12 protein-coding genes are annotated in these 15795 nt (G+C 57.7%); 7 read left to right on the top strand and 5 right to left on the bottom strand.

The genetic code is table 11. From position 1 onward, the window contains the following. Nucleotides 1-123 precede the first annotated feature (123 nt). The 3 genes from SJQ66_RS05465 to SJQ66_RS05455 all read right to left on the bottom strand — a co-directional run bounded on the left by SJQ66_RS05465 (nt 124) and on the right by SJQ66_RS05455 (nt 3744). A complete protein-coding gene (locus SJQ66_RS05465; RefSeq protein ID WP_320534058.1) occupies nt 124-2085 on the bottom strand; it encodes an acid phosphatase in 1962 nt (653 codons plus the stop codon). Nucleotides 2086-2489: 404 nt separating this feature from the next. Next, entirely contained in the window at nt 2490-2831 is a 342-nt protein-coding gene (locus tag SJQ66_RS05460; protein ID WP_024904246.1) for a cupin domain-containing protein, read from the bottom strand. A gap of 184 nt (nt 2832-3015) precedes the next feature. After that, nucleotides 3016-3744 carry an NAD-dependent epimerase/dehydratase family protein gene (locus SJQ66_RS05455; protein ID WP_024904247.1) on the bottom strand — a complete coding sequence of 243 codons (729 nt, stop codon included), beginning with the start codon at nt 3742-3744 and terminating at the stop codon, nt 3016-3018. A 109-nt stretch (nt 3745-3853) separates the two neighbouring features. Between SJQ66_RS05455 and SJQ66_RS05450 the strand changes: the two genes are divergently transcribed. Next, nucleotides 3854-4312, top strand: a complete 459-nt coding sequence (locus tag SJQ66_RS05450) for a MarR family winged helix-turn-helix transcriptional regulator (RefSeq protein WP_236693368.1) — start codon at nt 3854-3856, stop codon at nt 4310-4312. Here SJQ66_RS05450 and SJQ66_RS05445 read toward each other — a convergent pair. Further along, a complete protein-coding gene (locus tag SJQ66_RS05445; protein ID WP_320534057.1) occupies nt 4300-6606 on the bottom strand; it encodes a TonB-dependent receptor in 2307 nt (768 codons plus the stop codon). The genes SJQ66_RS05450 and SJQ66_RS05445 overlap by 13 nt on opposite strands. Before the next feature lie 152 nt (nt 6607-6758). Next, nucleotides 6759-7340, bottom strand: coding sequence for a hypothetical protein (locus SJQ66_RS05440; protein WP_320534056.1), 582 nt, complete (start codon nt 7338-7340; stop codon nt 6759-6761). Nucleotides 7341-7549: 209 nt separating this feature from the next. Here SJQ66_RS05440 and SJQ66_RS05435 point away from each other — a divergent pair, with 209 nt between their 5' ends. From SJQ66_RS05435 to SJQ66_RS05410, 6 genes are all read left to right on the top strand, one after another. Beyond that, nucleotides 7550-7939, top strand: a complete 390-nt coding sequence (locus SJQ66_RS05435; RefSeq protein ID WP_024904251.1) for a hypothetical protein — start codon at nt 7550-7552, stop codon at nt 7937-7939. Between the two features lie 746 nt (nt 7940-8685). Next, nucleotides 8686-8931: an acyl carrier protein gene (locus tag SJQ66_RS05430; RefSeq protein ID WP_024904253.1), complete on the top strand. Its 246-nt coding sequence runs from the start codon at nt 8686-8688 to the stop codon at nt 8929-8931. After that, on the top strand, nt 8928-10154 hold the full coding sequence (locus SJQ66_RS05425; RefSeq protein ID WP_024904254.1) for an acyl-CoA dehydrogenase family protein: 1227 nt from the start codon (nt 8928-8930) through the stop codon (nt 10152-10154). Before SJQ66_RS05430 ends, SJQ66_RS05425 begins: the two co-directional genes overlap by 4 nt. 2 nt (nt 10155-10156) lie before the next feature. Beyond that, nucleotides 10157-11113: an amino acid--[acyl-carrier-protein] ligase gene (locus SJQ66_RS05420; RefSeq protein ID WP_046152132.1), complete on the top strand. Its 957-nt coding sequence runs from the start codon at nt 10157-10159 to the stop codon at nt 11111-11113. 3 nt (nt 11114-11116) lie between these two features. Further along, a complete protein-coding gene (locus SJQ66_RS05415; RefSeq protein ID WP_320534055.1) occupies nt 11117-12952 on the top strand; it encodes an alpha/beta fold hydrolase in 1836 nt (611 codons plus the stop codon). Nucleotides 12953-13254: 302 nt separating this feature from the next. Next, on the top strand, nt 13255-15390 hold the full coding sequence (locus tag SJQ66_RS05410; protein WP_320534054.1) for a phosphocholine-specific phospholipase C: 2136 nt from the start codon (nt 13255-13257) through the stop codon (nt 15388-15390). Nucleotides 15391-15795: the final 405 nt, after the last annotated feature.

The following is a 15795-nucleotide window of genomic DNA, read 5'->3' as shown; positions in this document are numbered from 1 at the left end:
ACGAGCGCGCGTGAGTCATGGCTGGCCGTCAGCAGGACTTTCCGACGTTGCTGCAGATAAGAGGACGGATGGTTTTTTGCGCGCCGTGTGTCCGGCCGCCACACGACGAAATCCTGGTGAATCTTACGCCGTCAAACGCACGGAGACGCTGGTGGCGGTATAGGTCGGTGTCGCCTGGAAACCGTCCACGGTTACCGATGTGAAATGGTTCAACGCACTTCCGGGGCCCGTGATCAGTGTGATGGTGTCACCCACTTTTGGCATATAGCCATTGACAAAAGTAACGTGCAACGCGCCGCCCACTACCGTCAACTGACCGCCCACTTGCAATTGACCACCACCGCTGCCGTCGATATCAAGTTCCAGCGTTGTATCTTGGAGTTGCGTATATTTCCCAGGAACAAGTACGGGCGTTTGAGATGCCGTAATTTTTACACCGCCGCCGCCGACATATACGTCGCCCGACCCAAACGCATTGGCAGCACTGGCGCCGAGAATGCCCCCCGTGACTTCCGCGCCGCCGGAAAACGTGTTGTTGCCGGCGAGCGTAAGCGAGCCTGTACCCGACAGCGTCAATTTGCCCGCTCCTGTAATATCATTTCGCCATGTATCGGCGGCGTTGAACCCTCCCGCGGTCGCGTCCATGGTCACCCCGACATCCCCATTGAAGGCACCGTAGCCATCCGCGGCCGCAAACATATTCAAACGTCCCCAGCCCTCGTCATCATCCATGACAGGGTAGCCGGACATGATCTCGGTTGTTTTCAAGACGACACGGCGCTGGTCCGCGCTTAGATAAGGAAAGCGTGTCTGCAAAAGGATTTCCGCGCCTTTGGGGACAATTGGTGCCCCATTCGTGGCGCCGATGGTCGCCAGGCCGTACGTCATCCTGCGTGCGGATACCGCTTTATTGGTCGCGTAATCGGCAAAGCGATCGTTGGCGGATGTTCCGGAGTGCGCGTACGCAGCGAAGGTTGTCGTTGTCGTATTCGTCAAACTCTCCAGGGTGGCATGCGCTTGTGCATACGCGGCCTGCTCGGCGGCACTATTGGTGGAGTCGTAAAGGTTCGCCGCGGCGGCCGCAAGGCCAAACATGCGCCCACCGATGACGTCAAGTGGCGAGTGCATCCCTGCAAAAATACGATTCTCACCGAGTTCCAGGCCTCGCGTGACCATTTCCTGGTAGCGTTCGGGAATGAGCCACGCCATCGTGATGGCATCACGCATCGCTTCTGCTTGGTGTCCGCTGAAAAACCCGCCGTCTGTCGCTGGTGTCGTACTCTCCGCCGGCACCAGGGTGGGTGCCACGATGACGCTGGAACTCCAACGGTAAGGCCGCGCGTATTTATAGAAACGTTTCGCTGGTTCGGTCGACGCGTTGTTCCCCATGGTATTGATCAAGTCCACCACCTTGCCGAAGCTCGCGTTCGTCGTGCTGCCCACACCGGTGTTATTGCCCGTATCATTGTAGAGAACGGTGGTGGCATCCGCGGGAATCGACGTAATGCTCGTGACTTGCTGCGCCGCTCGCCGCCATGCACTGGTCAGTGGGCCCATGCCGTCGGTTACGCTGAAGCCTTTGCCGCGACGGTCATCGTAGTACGCCGCATCCGCCTCGGCCTGTGTGCGATTAGTTGTTTCATCTACTACGAATTGAATGCTCGCCGCCAACACGGTGCTGTTTACGATGGTTCCGCAGAGCGTGCCGGAGGAAGGCAAACCACTGCAAGTCGAAGCAACTACGGCAGGAAAGCTGCCGTTCGCCGCCGCCGTTACTCCGGCATCCACTATCTCCGTGGTAGGTGTCCACAAATCGAGAAACCGCTCGCCAATCCGAACCCCGGCGTTCGTCGAGAAGGTGGCATAGCGTGCATCCCCACGCTGGTTGGTCGCGATATTGTCAACAAACGCAGCTACCGCAGGTATCGCCGCGCTGTCCGTGAAACCCACGCCGGTCGGGGCGGCGGGGACACGCTGGGTAATCGTCCCGATGCTCCCGTCGCCACACGCACTGAGTAATCCGGCAATAAAAAAAGGCGATGCAAATGTCGTTAGTGCACCAAAAACATTGTTGCGAAGCAACATACTGTATTTCCCTTGGGTAAATGAACGCTAAAAGAAGAAAGGGCGGGTTGAATTGATACGGATTACGTAACAATTTGTGTATGGAGACGCTTTGCTCTTATAGAGCGCGTGCAGGCGGCTGATCCGACAACGGGGAAATAGGAAGAGGCAGGTATAGCCGCACCGTTTCAAACGGATGGACGAAGTGTAGAGAAGACTAATTACACTTTTATTACAGTCTGCGTGGGTGCTGTGAATCAGTGCTTCATCTTTGCCAATCAAGCTTCTAAGCGGCACGACAACCGCGGTCGCTTAGAAATCAGGCATGCAAACCGATCTTGCCTTGCAATCAAGTTGCCTTTATCAAGATATGATTGCGCAGTCTGACGTTGCTGCGGCAGACGTGCATTCCATGTCATATCGTGCTAATCGAGATCGATGCGATCCCCTCGGGTGGTTGGACTGGACGTGACGAGAAAATGTACGTCTTCGGCGCTTTCATTTCGGGCCTGGTGGCGTGCGCCCGGGGGAATTTCAATTCCAGACATGGCGGTGATGGTGTGAAGTTCACCTTCTAGTTCCATCAAGAGCTCGCCAACGAGCACATAAAAAAACTGCCGCGCCCGCATATGGACATGTCTCTGCTCAGCGGTTCCGGCCGGCATCCTTTCCTGGATAACCATCATGTCCGGTGACGGTGAAAGTATCCATCCGTCGCAGCCTTCTCCCCAGCAATAATGGTCGGCATTATCAACGCTGCGCTTCATCTATTGCTCCTATTGACATTGTCCTCTTGTCCGGTTTAGCGGCATTGCCGATGCCTGCGTCGCCCCTACCAAGATTCGATGCAAACGATTGTGCTGCATTTTCTCGAAGTGCTCGAAAAACAGGCTGCCACCTCGCCTTCCTCGAGGCCCCGACCTGGATTCTGTCGGTGATCAACACAACAGCTCACGGTGCGCTTCTCCATTCTGAAGACCAGTGCAATTCACGCCTCCCCTTGCTGCCAAGCAGCGTGCCGTCCTCCTCTGCGATGTTATAAATGCCGGCGGCACCGTGCACGCATGCTAGCGCCGCCGCCTTTGCCGCGGCATCCACGTGCAGCGGTGCCGGACCTGCCGGGGCGTCGAAACCTGTTCCAGGACCGTAGAGGCGGCCATAACGGAGCACGATGCCGGTGAAGGGTGCAGTCAAGACCTGACGTTCCAGGCTTGCCACGCCGCGTGCTGAGATGCCGGCACGGCCATCCGCCTCCACGGCCAGCGGATCCTCTTCCCCGTGCGGTACCGGTCCTGCCGCGTAAGCGAAAGCGACGCTCTGTGCGACGAAGCGATCAACGCCGGCATGGACAGCCGCCGCGACAAGATTTCGCGTCCCTTCATCCCGGATTCTCGCATTCCGGGTCGTGGCCTCGGCCATCCGTGCGGGATCGAGTCCTGGCGGTAGATCGGTTAATTGATGAATGACCACCTGCGGTTTGGCTGCAACCACGGCGGCAATAAGCGCTTGCGCGTCGAATACGTCGACGATTACCGCTTCCACGCCATCGCGCTCCAGGCCGACGCCTTTGTCCCGCGAGCGGGTCGTGCCGACAATGCGCCACCCTTCACTGATGAGCAGCGGCGCCAGCCTTTTGCCGATGACGCCACCTGCACCCGCAAGAAAAAGTGTTTTGCTCATTATGTGGTCTCCCGTGCAAATGCAATAGCGCAATATAAGCAAGTGACATAATATCAGAGGACTGACAACATATCAGAGTGCTGATAATATGCGGAAACCGTCAAATATCATGGAAATCCCCAAGCAAGGCGAGGGCAAACGTGGTGAGGACGGGTATCTTGGATATCTTCTCCGTCAGGCCGCGGGTGCTTATCGGAACCGTATGGATCGCGGATTGGTGGATCTCGATATTACCCCGCCGCAATTCGCTGTCATGACGATGGTGAACAGTTACCCCGGTATCTCTAATGCCGATATAGCGAGGCTTGCGTTGCTCACGCCGCAGACGGTTAGCGTGATCGTCATGAATTTGGAACGTGGCGGGATTGTTCGGCGGCTACCGCATGATGTCCATGGCCGCATCCTGCAAATCGAACTCAGCAAGCGCGGCAAGGCCCTTTTGCAGCGATGCCGTGAACGCGTGCTGGCCTTGGAGCACCAACTTTCCGATAGCATCTCGACAGCGGAGTTGGCCGTGGTTCGCAAATGGCTCGTGGCCGTTGCGCGCGCCGATGCTCAAAATTTGTAGGACACGGTCACCTGTGCGGACAAGGGTGGGCTCGGCATGAGTGTGTAGTTGAAGGTTGCGGCCGAGCCTCCGGTGTAGTACTTGCGATTGAACACATTGAAGATGTTCAACTGCGTCTTCCATCGACCGTGCTGGTAGGATGCCATGGCGTCGGTGCGTACATAACCGGCAAGCTTGAAGGAATTCGGCAAGGTGGCCTCTCGCGAGCCTACGTAGTAAAGCCCGGCCCCAACCTGCATTCCCGGAATCGATTGCAGTCGGTAGGTCGTCCATACACTTGCGCTGTGTCGTGGGACATTGCTCAAGGTATCGCCCACGGGATACGTCGTATCGCTCATGACCTTGGCGACCGTGTACGCATACGTGACGATGGTTTTCCACCGAGGGGAGAGGTTGCCTGCTATGTCCAGTTCCACGCCCTGGCTTCGTTGCTTGCCCGTCAGTACTTGCAGCAACGGGTTGTCCGGGTCGGTGGTCAAGATGTGGTTGCGGTCCAGGTTGAACACCGCCAGGCTGGCATTGAGTCGGTCCTTGATCAGATCGTGTTTGACGCCTACCTCGAATTGCTCCGCGACTTCGGCATCGTAGGTAACGTTACTGCCGCTGTGACCGACGTTCGGCGAATAACTGCGGCTCCAGTCCGTGAAGAAGGATGTCCTGTCGGTGGGTTGCCAGACCAGGCCGATACGCGGCGAGAAAGCTGTTTGTTGACCATTGCCGGTGACTTCACCGCTTTCGATTGCGCGGTTGACGAACCGGTCCGCTCGCAATCCAACGAAGACCTTTATCTGATGCGTCAGCGTGATAAAGTCCTGCAGATACGCGCCATAATCCTTGCCTTGCCCCTGGTGGGATGACAAGGGATCGCTGGAAGTTAGTCCCGACACGTAACCAGGGTTGAAGAGGTCGAGTGTCATGGTGTACACCTTCGACCCATTGCTCCCTACTTCCTGATAGCCGTAATCGATCCCCGCAAGTACGGCATGCTTCACATTGCCGGTGAAAACATTGCCCACCAATTCCGCCCGCGCCGAGTACTGGCGCGATACCTCGTCGGCCCCGCTATAGACGGAGTATTCGAGCAAATTGTCCGTGGCGGTCGTGCTGTTGGGAAAGCTCTGCGTCGAGCGCTGATGTGCCTCTGTGAACTGCCCGGCTAACCGCAATTTCCAATTCGCTGAAAGGGCATGCTCGAATAGCAACGTTTCCGATTGGGTGTCGTTCTTGCCGTAGTCGCCTGCAACGCCCGGGTACACGCCATTGAGAAGCCCGTAGTATCGTGTCCGGGAAAGGGCCTGATAGTTGGCGACCGCTGGAACGCCGAAGTCGAAACCATCCCGGCGCAAGTGGTTGAACTCGGTCAAAAGCGTCAACGTCGTGCCGTGATGGTTATCCCACGTGATTGCTGGCGCGATGGACCAGGAGTGATACGCCGCGTTGTCGCGGAACGTCCCGTTGTTCTCGACCGCGGCATTGAGTCGAATGCTCAGGTTGTCGTTCAGCACGCGGTTCATGTCCATGGTCGTGCGCACCAGGCCATCGGTTCCCGCGGTCACGGCGACTTCGCCGAAGTTCTCCTGTCCAGGATGCTTGGATACGGTGTTGATGTAGCCACCGACTGCCCCGATGCCGCCGTATAGCGCACCAGCGGGACCTTTGAATACCTCGACACTTTCGATGTTCTGCACGTCGCGGAAAGCGTAATAGCCATAGTTGCGGAAGCCGTCGCGCAAACCATTGCTCTCACTGAATCCGCGAATGTTGAAGAAGGTCGCTTCGTTACCGCCATAGTTAGCCTCGGCATGTACGCCACTTACGTTATCGACCAGTTGGTCTGTACGGGTCACGCCGCGGTCTTGCAAGACCGCGGCCGGCACGACCTGGATGGACGCCGGATAGTCCTTGAGAGGCGCATCGTTCCTGGTGACGCTGCTCGCGGCGGTGGCCGCATAGCTGGAGCCGGGCTGACCGATGACTGTAACGGCAGGCAGGGTGTCGTCCGCGGTGACCTGATCGTGCGAGACAACGGCCTTATCACGTTCTTTCGGCGTAGCTCTGCCGCCTTTCGAAGTGGATGCCGGGGCGGATGAATGGGTCGTCTCGGCTTGGTCGATTCCAGGTGCGTCCGGTTTGTCATCGGCGGCGGTGGCTGCACGCGCATATTGCGTCGTGGCGATCGACAGGATTGCCACCGCGAGGGCTGTACGACGACGCCCGGTGCGGTGCGCGTCCGAGTTGTACGTTTCACGCAAGCGAGGGCGGCTCCCACACAGGCGAGATGGATGTTCTTTCATGACGACGTCAGTCAGAATCGCACTGATTCCAGGCGGCGACAACGCACCTCCCGCTCATCGGCGAAATTGTTTTTTTGGAAAAGCTGAAAAGTGACAAGCGTGGATGTCGCGGCTATCGCCGAGGCGAAATGCTCTGGCGAAGGCAGCGTCATTCAGTGGGTGGGAGCGAGGGGCGGTGCGCGGGTGCGGGCAAGACGGTACGGCGTGGCGTTCGCGACAAGGACGCTGCGACATTGCCGGAAGGACCTCAGACATGCGGTTGGAACGGAGATGAGCAGGAATATGATCAGCGAGACCACCGCAGCGAACAACATGGCGCTGAAGGAACATATCGTGTCGCCGCCATGTGCCGACCCGTCCATGTCCTTGGAGCCCTGATCACCGTTCGTGACCTGATCTGCGGCATTCAGGCCTGATGCCGAGGTGCCCGATGGTATGGCGGAAGGCATCGACATGCCATCCATCGGCATTTCCTCCATCATCCTGAGTGGGGTCTGCGCAGGCGCGACAGCAGAGGGACGGTTCGCCATCGACATGTTCGAAGCGGTCGTGTCGGAAAACATCGGACCACGGCCGGAACAGATGACGAGCGCAAAATTTTCGCCAGGTGCGTGTGTGTCGAACATCACGACGTTCGAAAGCAGCCCCCGAATCAGCAGGATTGCCAGGGCCATCCAGCGCAGCATTGGCGATGCCGACCGGCGACCACGGAAATATGAGAAAGGGTTATGCATGGCGCGAACATCATACCATTACCCCTATTACCGTAGGCTGAAAGTAAGGATCAGGTCGAACTTTCTCCCACGGTAATTTTTTGCTAGATTTTCGCCACGATGTATCTCCATGAGATGTCATTGCCCAAGATGTGACTTATTATTACCGGCACTCAACCGAGCTGACATGTCAGCTTATTATTGCTATTTATCTCAGGACCCTGGTAAGCATGAAGCGTTCGATATGGATAACACCGCTCCTCACTTGCGGCGCGACGGTCGCGCTCTTCGGTTGTAACGGCGGCACGTTCGAGGAATTGCAAAAGGCGCCGGTGTCCTTCCAGCAAAGCACGGCGAAGCCTCGCTCGCAGGTAGCGGATTGCGTGGTGGCGTCGCTCTCGCGGTTCGGCAGCGATTTGGGAAACTTCCCGGATATCGAGCAGGGCCTCACGCGGCTGACTCTGGGAGGCAATGATGGCTATGCCTATCGTAACTATTACCAGATCGATATCACGGATCAGGCGCGCGGTGCGCGGATAGCCGTTCGCCATTCCAAGGCCAAGGACGGCCAATTGTCTGAAACGGACCTGCACGACATCGTCATCGGTTGCGCGAAGTAACGCGTCTGACCACCTTTACGCCATACCGCTCTTCCCGCAGCCGCGATCCACCGCCATGACGGCGGTTCCTTGATCGATTTCTACATGCTGTGTGTTTCCTCTTTGCGCTCACTTTTGTCCGTACGCCTTCACGTCGCGGCGAGGCCCGCCGCGACCGCGTGATAGCGGCCGTTATATCGCGGGATGACACTATCTAGTGTCCTTGCGCGGCGACTGGGCAGCCGCTTTAACCACCTTCGGCAGGCATCAGCGTTCTCGCCGCCGGCAGACGCCGTCGGCGCGATAGTGATTTCTATCGGGATATGCAAACTTTCCGGTCTGAGCACCTCGTGTTAAAAATGAAAGAGTCGTTTTCTCCATATGAAAAAATGCTCGGAATATCCACGTCCGACCTGCTCAAAAAATTAACGGTAGTATTAGAGAGCAGCCATCAAAACATACGATCGTCCAACATCACCGCTTGAACATAAAGGCTTTTGGAAATCCCGTATGCGCGGCATGAGGCGGCAGAAGCCGCCTCATGAAAATGGTTTTCATGAAAAAGGCATTACACACGACGGCAATCAACCGCGAGCCCATCACGTTTCGTCGGTAACGAATTACGATTATTTTGGAGGGCGGTATTAATTGCCGTATCTCAATAAGAAAAATTGAGAAAAATGTACGTGAGCGACGTGGTGGTTTCGGTATTGTCGGCGTGTAACTTTCCGCCAATTTTGTAAATCTTATTCGGGGAAATTATCTTGGTGGAAAATACGCTACGCGGCATTTTGTTGGAAGTGGGTAATTTGAGCGTGCCAGTGACAGCGATCGGGTCTTCGGATGACCTGTTTGCCGTGGGATTGACGTCGTTCGCGACGGTCGGGGTAATGCTGGCGATTGAATCGGCATTCGACGTGGAATTCCCTGATAGCCTGCTCGTGCGCTCAACGTTCACTAGCATCGACGCACTGGCCTCGGTCGTTCTCGGCCTGAAGAGCACTGCAACGTGAGCACCGTCTACAGTGAGCGCTTGTCCCCTGACACAACATTGGATCTGGCGGCCGTGGTCCGTGTCGCGGCCGCCCATGCGGATCAGGTGGACCTAGAGGGCCGCTTTCCCGTGGAGGCGATTGCCGCGCTGCGCGCATCTGGCCTGCTTGGCTGCATGTTGCCGCATGATCTTGGCGGCCGCGGCGCGTCGCTTCTCGATATCGCCCGACAGTGTCAGCAAATAGCGCGCGGCTGTGCTTCCACGGCGATGATTTACGCAATGCACCAGAGCCAGGTGGCCTGCATTGTAGGTCATGCGCTCACACAGCCGTGGCACCGTGCATTGGCCCGCCGGATTGCCGAAGAGGGGTTGTTGCTCGGGTCGGTAACCTCCGAAGTGGGCGTAGGCGGCGATATGGGGTCGAGTCGCTGCGCGATGGTCGTCGCGGATGGTCGCTTTACATTGGAAAAGCACGCGCCTACTGTGTCCTACGGTGCCTACGCCGATGTTTTGTTGGTCACCTGCCGGGCACACGCGGATGCGCCGCCATCCGATCAAGCGCTGGTCACGTTGTTGCGGTCGGACTGCGATTTGACGCCGACTGGCGGTTGGGATGCCTTGGGCATGCGTGGAACGTGCAGCGGTGCTTTCCGGTTATCCGCGACGGGGCGGGCCGATCAGATCGTGCCCGCGGCATTTGCCGAGATCAGCGAAAATTCGATGGTGCCGGTTTCGCATCTCCTCTGGGGCGCGGCGTGGACCGGGATTGCCGCGGAGGCGGTTACCCGCGCGCGCGCGTTTCTGCGAGCGCAGGCGCGGCGTCAGATTGGGACCATGCCTCCGGGTGCCGTCCGACTCGTGCACGCAGTGGCATCCCTCGATACCATCCAGGCCGCATTATCGCGCGCATTGACGCAGTTCGATGTCGCTCATCCGCTGGGGCGCGCGCGTTTCGCACGGGACGCGGCAATCGACGGCGCCGCGGGGGCCTGGCCGACTGGAATGGCCCGCGCTTCGCTATTGAACGCCTTGAAAATCGAGATATCGACGCAATGCCATGACGTGGTCATGGAAGCACTGCGCATTTGCGGCATGTCCGGCTACAAGAATGGCGGGGAGTTCAGTGTCGGTAGGCATCTGCGAGACATCTTGAGCGCGCAGATCATGATATCAAATGACCGCATTGCCACTACCACCGGCGCGTTATTGCTGGCGCAGCGCCATGACCTGGGCACACTTTGACCATGACGATCGAACCGACTTTTCGTGATCAACTCGTTGATGCGGGCATTCTGATTCCAACCGGCGTGGATGGCGTGTGGGGTCGCAATGCCGTGTTTGAAGCCATCTGTAGCGGACTCGACCATGCCATCACGCAAGCGGGCCTGGACGATTCGCCGGAGTTGATGCGGTTCCCGCCGGCAATGTCGCAGGATATGTTTGAGAAAAGTGGCTACATGAAGAGCTTCCCGCATTTCGCGGGAACGATTCATAGCTTCGATGGCGATGATCGCGGCCATTACAAACTACTCGGGCAGATCGAGCGCGGTGAGGCATGGATGGAACAACAGGCCCCCGCGGGACTGGTGCTGACACCGGCCGCATGCTATTCGGTATATCCCATACTGGCGCGACGCGGTCCATTGGCAAACGTCGGTGCACTGATCGATGTGTGCTGCTGGTGTTTCCGTCACGAACCGTCCCTGGAGCCGACTCGTTTCCAGTTCTTCCGCATGCGTGAGTACGTTCGCATTGGGACGCCGGAACAAGTCATGGCGTTTCGCGAGGATTGGATTACGCGCGGCAAGACGTTTGCGTCATCGCTTGGCCTGCCTTTCGAGGTCGATATCGCGAACGACCCGTTTTTTGGCAGAGGTGGAAAACTGATGGCCGACAGTCAGCGTGCGCAGAGCCTCAAGTTTGAATTGCTCGTACCCGTCAATGATGGTGCCGGACCAACCGCTTGTTTGAGCTTCAACTATCACATGACCCACTTCGGCGACACGTGGGACTTGCGCACGGCAGACGGGGAGGTGGCGCATACCGCATGTTGTGGCTTCGGTATCGAACGTCTCGCACTGGCATTGTTGCGACATCACGGTTTCGATCTCGATCGCTGGTCGGCCGACGTACGCGCCACACTGGGCTTTGGCGCCCTGGCGAACAATGGGATCGGGTCCGTTGGCATTGTGGAGACCTGAGCGATGAGCATGCAGCCTACCTATTTCGATCGTCGGTTCGGATGGATTCACCAGCCGGACCCGACCCTGGGCGATCCGATCGCCCTGTCATCGGTCGGTGTGGTGATTTGTTCGGCGCTTGCGCAAGAAGAGATCTGCACCCACTACGGTGTCGTGCATCTTTGCGAATCGCTGGCGAAAGTGGGCATGTCCACGTTGCGCTTCGACTACAACGGCACCGGCAACAGCGATGCCGTACCGCGTTCGCTCGATGGGTTTGTAGATGACGTATTGCTCGGGGCCGAGCATCTACGTGTGCGTACCGGTGTTCGACATATCGTATTACTTGGCGTCCGGCTTGGCGGCATGATTGCTGCGTTGGCCGCGCAGCAAATGCCGAGCGCGGCGCTGGTGCTCCTGGCGCCCGTGGTACTCGGCAAGGCATTCCTGCGTGAAACGCGCATGGCGGCCAAGGTATCGAGTTTGTCGACTTACAATCCCGTTCCGGATGTCGGGAGTGACGAGCCGCTGAACACCAACGGTTTCTGGTGGACCTCGGCATTACAGTCGCAGATCGGCATTGTCGATCTGATGCAGTGCAACGTGCCGGTGCAGCCGGTTCTCGTTTTTGCGACGCGCGGGGATCGCCGTTGTGACAATTTTGTCGAATCCTGGCGGCAGGCCGGCATTCCGGTCACGGCGAGCCCGTTCACGGACTATGCCGCATGGATGCAGGACCCGACAACGAGTACCGTGCCCAGTAATACGATCATCGCGGTGCGTGGTTGGCTGGAGGAGCACGCGATGGGTCGTCATCCATCGCAGGCCTTGCCGGTACGAATCGCCCCGCGCAGGGTCGACCGGTTGACGAGTGCTGACTTTATCGAAGAGCCGCATTGCTTCGGTCCGAATCAAGCGCTCTTCGGCATACTGTGCCGTCCATCGCATTCGCCCGGTAATCCGATCGCGGCATTGCTGATTCACGAGGGCTCGAGTCACCATATCGGCAATGGTGGCGCGTATGTGTCGCTCGCCCGCCGTTTGGCACGTGCTGGCATTGCGTCGCTTCGATTGGACTTGAGCGGGATGGGCGATAGTCTGGCCGACATCGACAGACGCCATATCCATACGGACCCGCGATGTGTCGAGGAGGCGATGGCCGGCATGCAGTTTCTTGCCGACCAGGGATTTCAGAAGGCGATTGTATCGGGCCTCTGTTCGGGTGCGTATATCGGTCTACACGTGTCGGCGAAAGATCCGCGTATCGTCGGCAGCGTGTTGGTTAATCTGCAAAAGTTCATCGTTGCAGAAGGCGAGGAAGTGAAGATGGCCGTGCGCACGCATAAGCGTAGCCTCAAGGCCTATCTGCGTGCACTACGTAACGGCGGCGAATGGCAACGCGTGTTGCGCGGCGATGCCGATCTGCTCGGCACCGCACGCGTGTTGATCGTGCGCATCCTACGGCGCTCATTGGACGTGATGACGCATCTCCTGCCACCATCGCCAGACTCGGATACAGCAAAGGCCTATGCGTTGATGAGGGATTTGGCAAAACGCAAAGTGCATTCGCATCTGATCTATAGCGATGATGATCCGGGACTCGAGGATTTGACGCGCCATTTCGGTCGCGCAGCCCGTCGGATGAGTCATTTTTCACCGGCGCGCGTCACATTTCTGACACATGCCGACCATCATTTCAATGCCACCAAAACGCGGTTTGCATATTACGACCTCGTACTGCAAGCGTTCCGTGATACCACGTCATCGCACGCGCCCCCGCACGGATTGAAAGACGTCGCGTCGTCGGGGAACGGCGGTCCGCGTGCTTCTTACTCGAGGCCCGGCGCATCGACGGGCTGATGTTTCTTTTCTTTGCGTGACGTCCCCTATTCCGTGAAGGCCGGACGGCCTTCACGGCTGCCGCGCAGCGTCACATACGCTCGTTTGATACGTTTGCGCGTACGACATGAAACCGACATATCGGCTGGCTAAGCTGCGGACGCGGGAAGGTTCAGAAAGAACCAACAATACCAGTGAACCAGGCATTGCCACAGTTGATTGTTGCGACGCAACGGTGGCGCCAGTGCGAACCGCCGCGCCGGGACCGTTCACACGATCACCCACGCTCGCCACATCAACGCAAGCACTGGAGAACCGTTCCCATGAAAAGCTACACTCGGCGCGACTTTATTCGCATGACCATGCAGGCTGGCGGCGTTGCCGGGGCCCTTGGCGCCTTTCCGCCAGGGCTGCGCCAGGCGTTGGCACTTCCGGCAAACAATCGCACCGGCACCCTGCGCGATGTCGAACATATCGTGGTGCTGATGCAGGAGAACCGTTCGTTCGATCACTACTTCGGCACTTTGCGTGGCGTTCGGGGATATGGTGATCCGCGGGCGATCACGCTGCCAAACGGCAAGAAAGTCTGGCACCAACCAGGGCTGGCGGGGGCGGGAGAGGTCCTGCCGTTTCGTCCAGACGTGCCGGATGTCGGCTTGACCTTCCTTCAAGATCTGCCGCACGATTGGACGACCACGCACAACGCCTGGAACAATGGGCGCTATGACCAGTGGGTCGCCAACAAAGGCACCACGACCATGGCGTATATGCGTCGTGATGACATTCCGTATCACTACGCGCTCGCCGATGCATTCACGATTTGTGACGCCTATCATTGCTCGATCATGGCGGCTACGGATCCCAATCGCTACTATATGTGGACGGGGTATGTGGGAAACGACGGTGTCGGCGGTGGTCCCGTGGTGGATAACAGCGAAGCGGGCTACAACTGGTCCACCTTCCCGGAGATGTTGGAATCAGCCGGTGTGAGCTGGAAGATTTACCAGGACGTGGGCACCGGCTTGGACAAGGCAGGCTCCTGGGGGTGGACCAAGGATGCGTTTATCGGCAATTACGGCGACAATTCGCTGCTGTATTTCACGCAATATCAAAATGCACAGCCGGGAACTCCCCTCTATCAGAAAGCGCGAACCGGAACGAATGCCACGAAAGGCGACGGCTATTTCGACATTCTGAAGCGTGATGTCGAAAACGGTGGCCTGCCGCAGGTTTCCTGGATCGTTGCGCCAGAAGCGTTTTCCGAGCATCCGAATTGGCCCGCGAACTATGGTGCCTGGTTCATCGATCAGGTTCTGCAGGTGCTTACCGCCAATCCGGACGTCTGGAGCAAGACGGTCTTGCTGATCAACTACGACGAGAACGACGGGTTCTTCGACCATGTGGCGCCACCGTCGCCGCCGACGGATAGTGTTCACGGCGCGTCCACGGTGTCACTGGATAACGAACTGTTTGCGGGCAATGGTACCTATGCCGCTGGTCCCTATGGACTGGGCCCACGCGTGCCAATGCTGGTGGTGTCGCCTTGGTCGAAGGGCGGCTATGTCTGTTCTCAACTGTTTGATCATACATCGGTGATTCGCTTTATCGCCAAACGCTTCGGTGAGAGCGGCAATCTGCATTCCCCGAACATCTCTGCGTGGCGGCGCGCGATCTGTGGCGATCTGACCAGTGCATTCGATTTCCGTACGCCGAATCTGGCACGCGCGCCGTTGCCCAGCACAGCCGCTTATGTTCCGGCCGACAAGCAACGCCACGCGGATTTCGTACCCGTTGTGCCGTTGGACCAACATGTGCCGAAACAAGAGGAAGGCGTACGCCGTGCCCGTGCGTTGCCTTACGAACTGACCGCACACGTTCGTGGCGAAGGGGGCCGGGCGAGTACGCTGGGAATCGCACTGCACAACACCGGAGGTCAGGGAGCCGTTCTGCAATGCTATCTGAACGATGGTGTTAGCGCGCCATCGAGCTATACCGTGGGCGCAGGGCAAAAATTGCAGGCAGACATCGCACTGAACGCCGCCGGCGAATACGACGCGAGCTTCGTTGGCCCGAATGGTTTTTGGCGCCATTTCAGGGGGAGCGTGCCGAACGGTGCGGGGGTCACCGCCACTCATGCTGGTCACGCCACGGCCGTGCCGGAAGTGCACGAGCACTTTGAAGGCGACGCCATCGTGCTGAAGTTGGACAACGCAGGCAAGGGGTCGTGCAGCTTCATCATTGTCTCCCGACGCGTACAGCACGGACGGGCGATCGAGGACACCCAGACGCAAAGGTTGAATGGAGGCGACAGCACGCGACTTCGTATCGACCTTAGCGACCAGCATGGCTGGTATGACGTGATCGTTACCGTCGCTGATGACAAGGCGTTCATCCGGCATTTGGCCGGTCACCTGGAAAACGGACAAGAAAGCTGGAGTGACCCTGCGCTAGGGGTGTAACGACATCATCGATGTCTGGAGCGGGCCACGCGGAGCGTGGCGTGGCCCGTTATCCGTCAAGTCAACCGGGCGCGCATCGCACCTTCTACATGCCAGTCATTCGTTCTATATTTTGTTAGCTATCCTAATAAAATACAATATAGTTAAGTAGAACAAACGTTTGAACAATGATAGTTTTTTATTATATGAAAAGTAAGTGCAGTGGCTGGCATTATTTTCTTTGCTTTGCCATTTCTCAAAATTAATCAAAGAATTTTCCTGATGTTAAGTCATCGGTCGGGAATGCAACGAATTTCCAAGATTGGTTACTTATACATTTAAAAAAAGAGAACGTTCAGTCTGAGCGGCTTACGGTCAATGTGCGTTCACCTTTCAGGGAACGAGGATGCACGGGTTCGAACGGTT

This window comes from Robbsia andropogonis, from assembly GCF_034047095.1.
Taxonomy (GTDB): Bacteria; Pseudomonadota; Gammaproteobacteria; order Burkholderiales; family Burkholderiaceae; genus Robbsia; species Robbsia andropogonis.
This window is presented reverse-complemented; position numbering and strand designations above follow the sequence as displayed.

Excerpts from the sequence above, each read along its gene's own strand:
- SJQ66_RS05465 (WP_320534058.1), bottom strand. The coding sequence starts at position 2,085 with ATGTTGCTTCGCAACAATGTTTTTGGTGCACTAACGACATTTGCATCG.
- SJQ66_RS05450 (WP_236693368.1), top strand. The coding sequence starts at position 3,854 with ATGGAAATCCCCAAGCAAGGCGAGGGCAAACGTGGTGAGGACGGGTAT.
- SJQ66_RS05435 (WP_024904251.1), top strand. The coding sequence starts at position 7,550 with ATGAAGCGTTCGATATGGATAACACCGCTCCTCACTTGCGGCGCGACG.
- SJQ66_RS05415 (WP_320534055.1), top strand. The coding sequence starts at position 11,117 with ATGAGCATGCAGCCTACCTATTTCGATCGTCGGTTCGGATGGATTCAC.
- SJQ66_RS05460 (WP_024904246.1), bottom strand. The coding sequence starts at position 2,831 with ATGAAGCGCAGCGTTGATAATGCCGACCATTATTGCTGGGGAGAAGGC.
- SJQ66_RS05420 (WP_046152132.1), top strand. The coding sequence starts at position 10,157 with ATGACGATCGAACCGACTTTTCGTGATCAACTCGTTGATGCGGGCATT.
- SJQ66_RS05410 (WP_320534054.1), top strand. The coding sequence starts at position 13,255 with ATGAAAAGCTACACTCGGCGCGACTTTATTCGCATGACCATGCAGGCT.
- SJQ66_RS05440 (WP_320534056.1), bottom strand. The coding sequence starts at position 7,340 with ATGCATAACCCTTTCTCATATTTCCGTGGTCGCCGGTCGGCATCGCCA.
- SJQ66_RS05455 (WP_024904247.1), bottom strand. The coding sequence starts at position 3,744 with ATGAGCAAAACACTTTTTCTTGCGGGTGCAGGTGGCGTCATCGGCAAA.
- SJQ66_RS05445 (WP_320534057.1), bottom strand. The coding sequence starts at position 6,606 with ATGAAAGAACATCCATCTCGCCTGTGTGGGAGCCGCCCTCGCTTGCGT.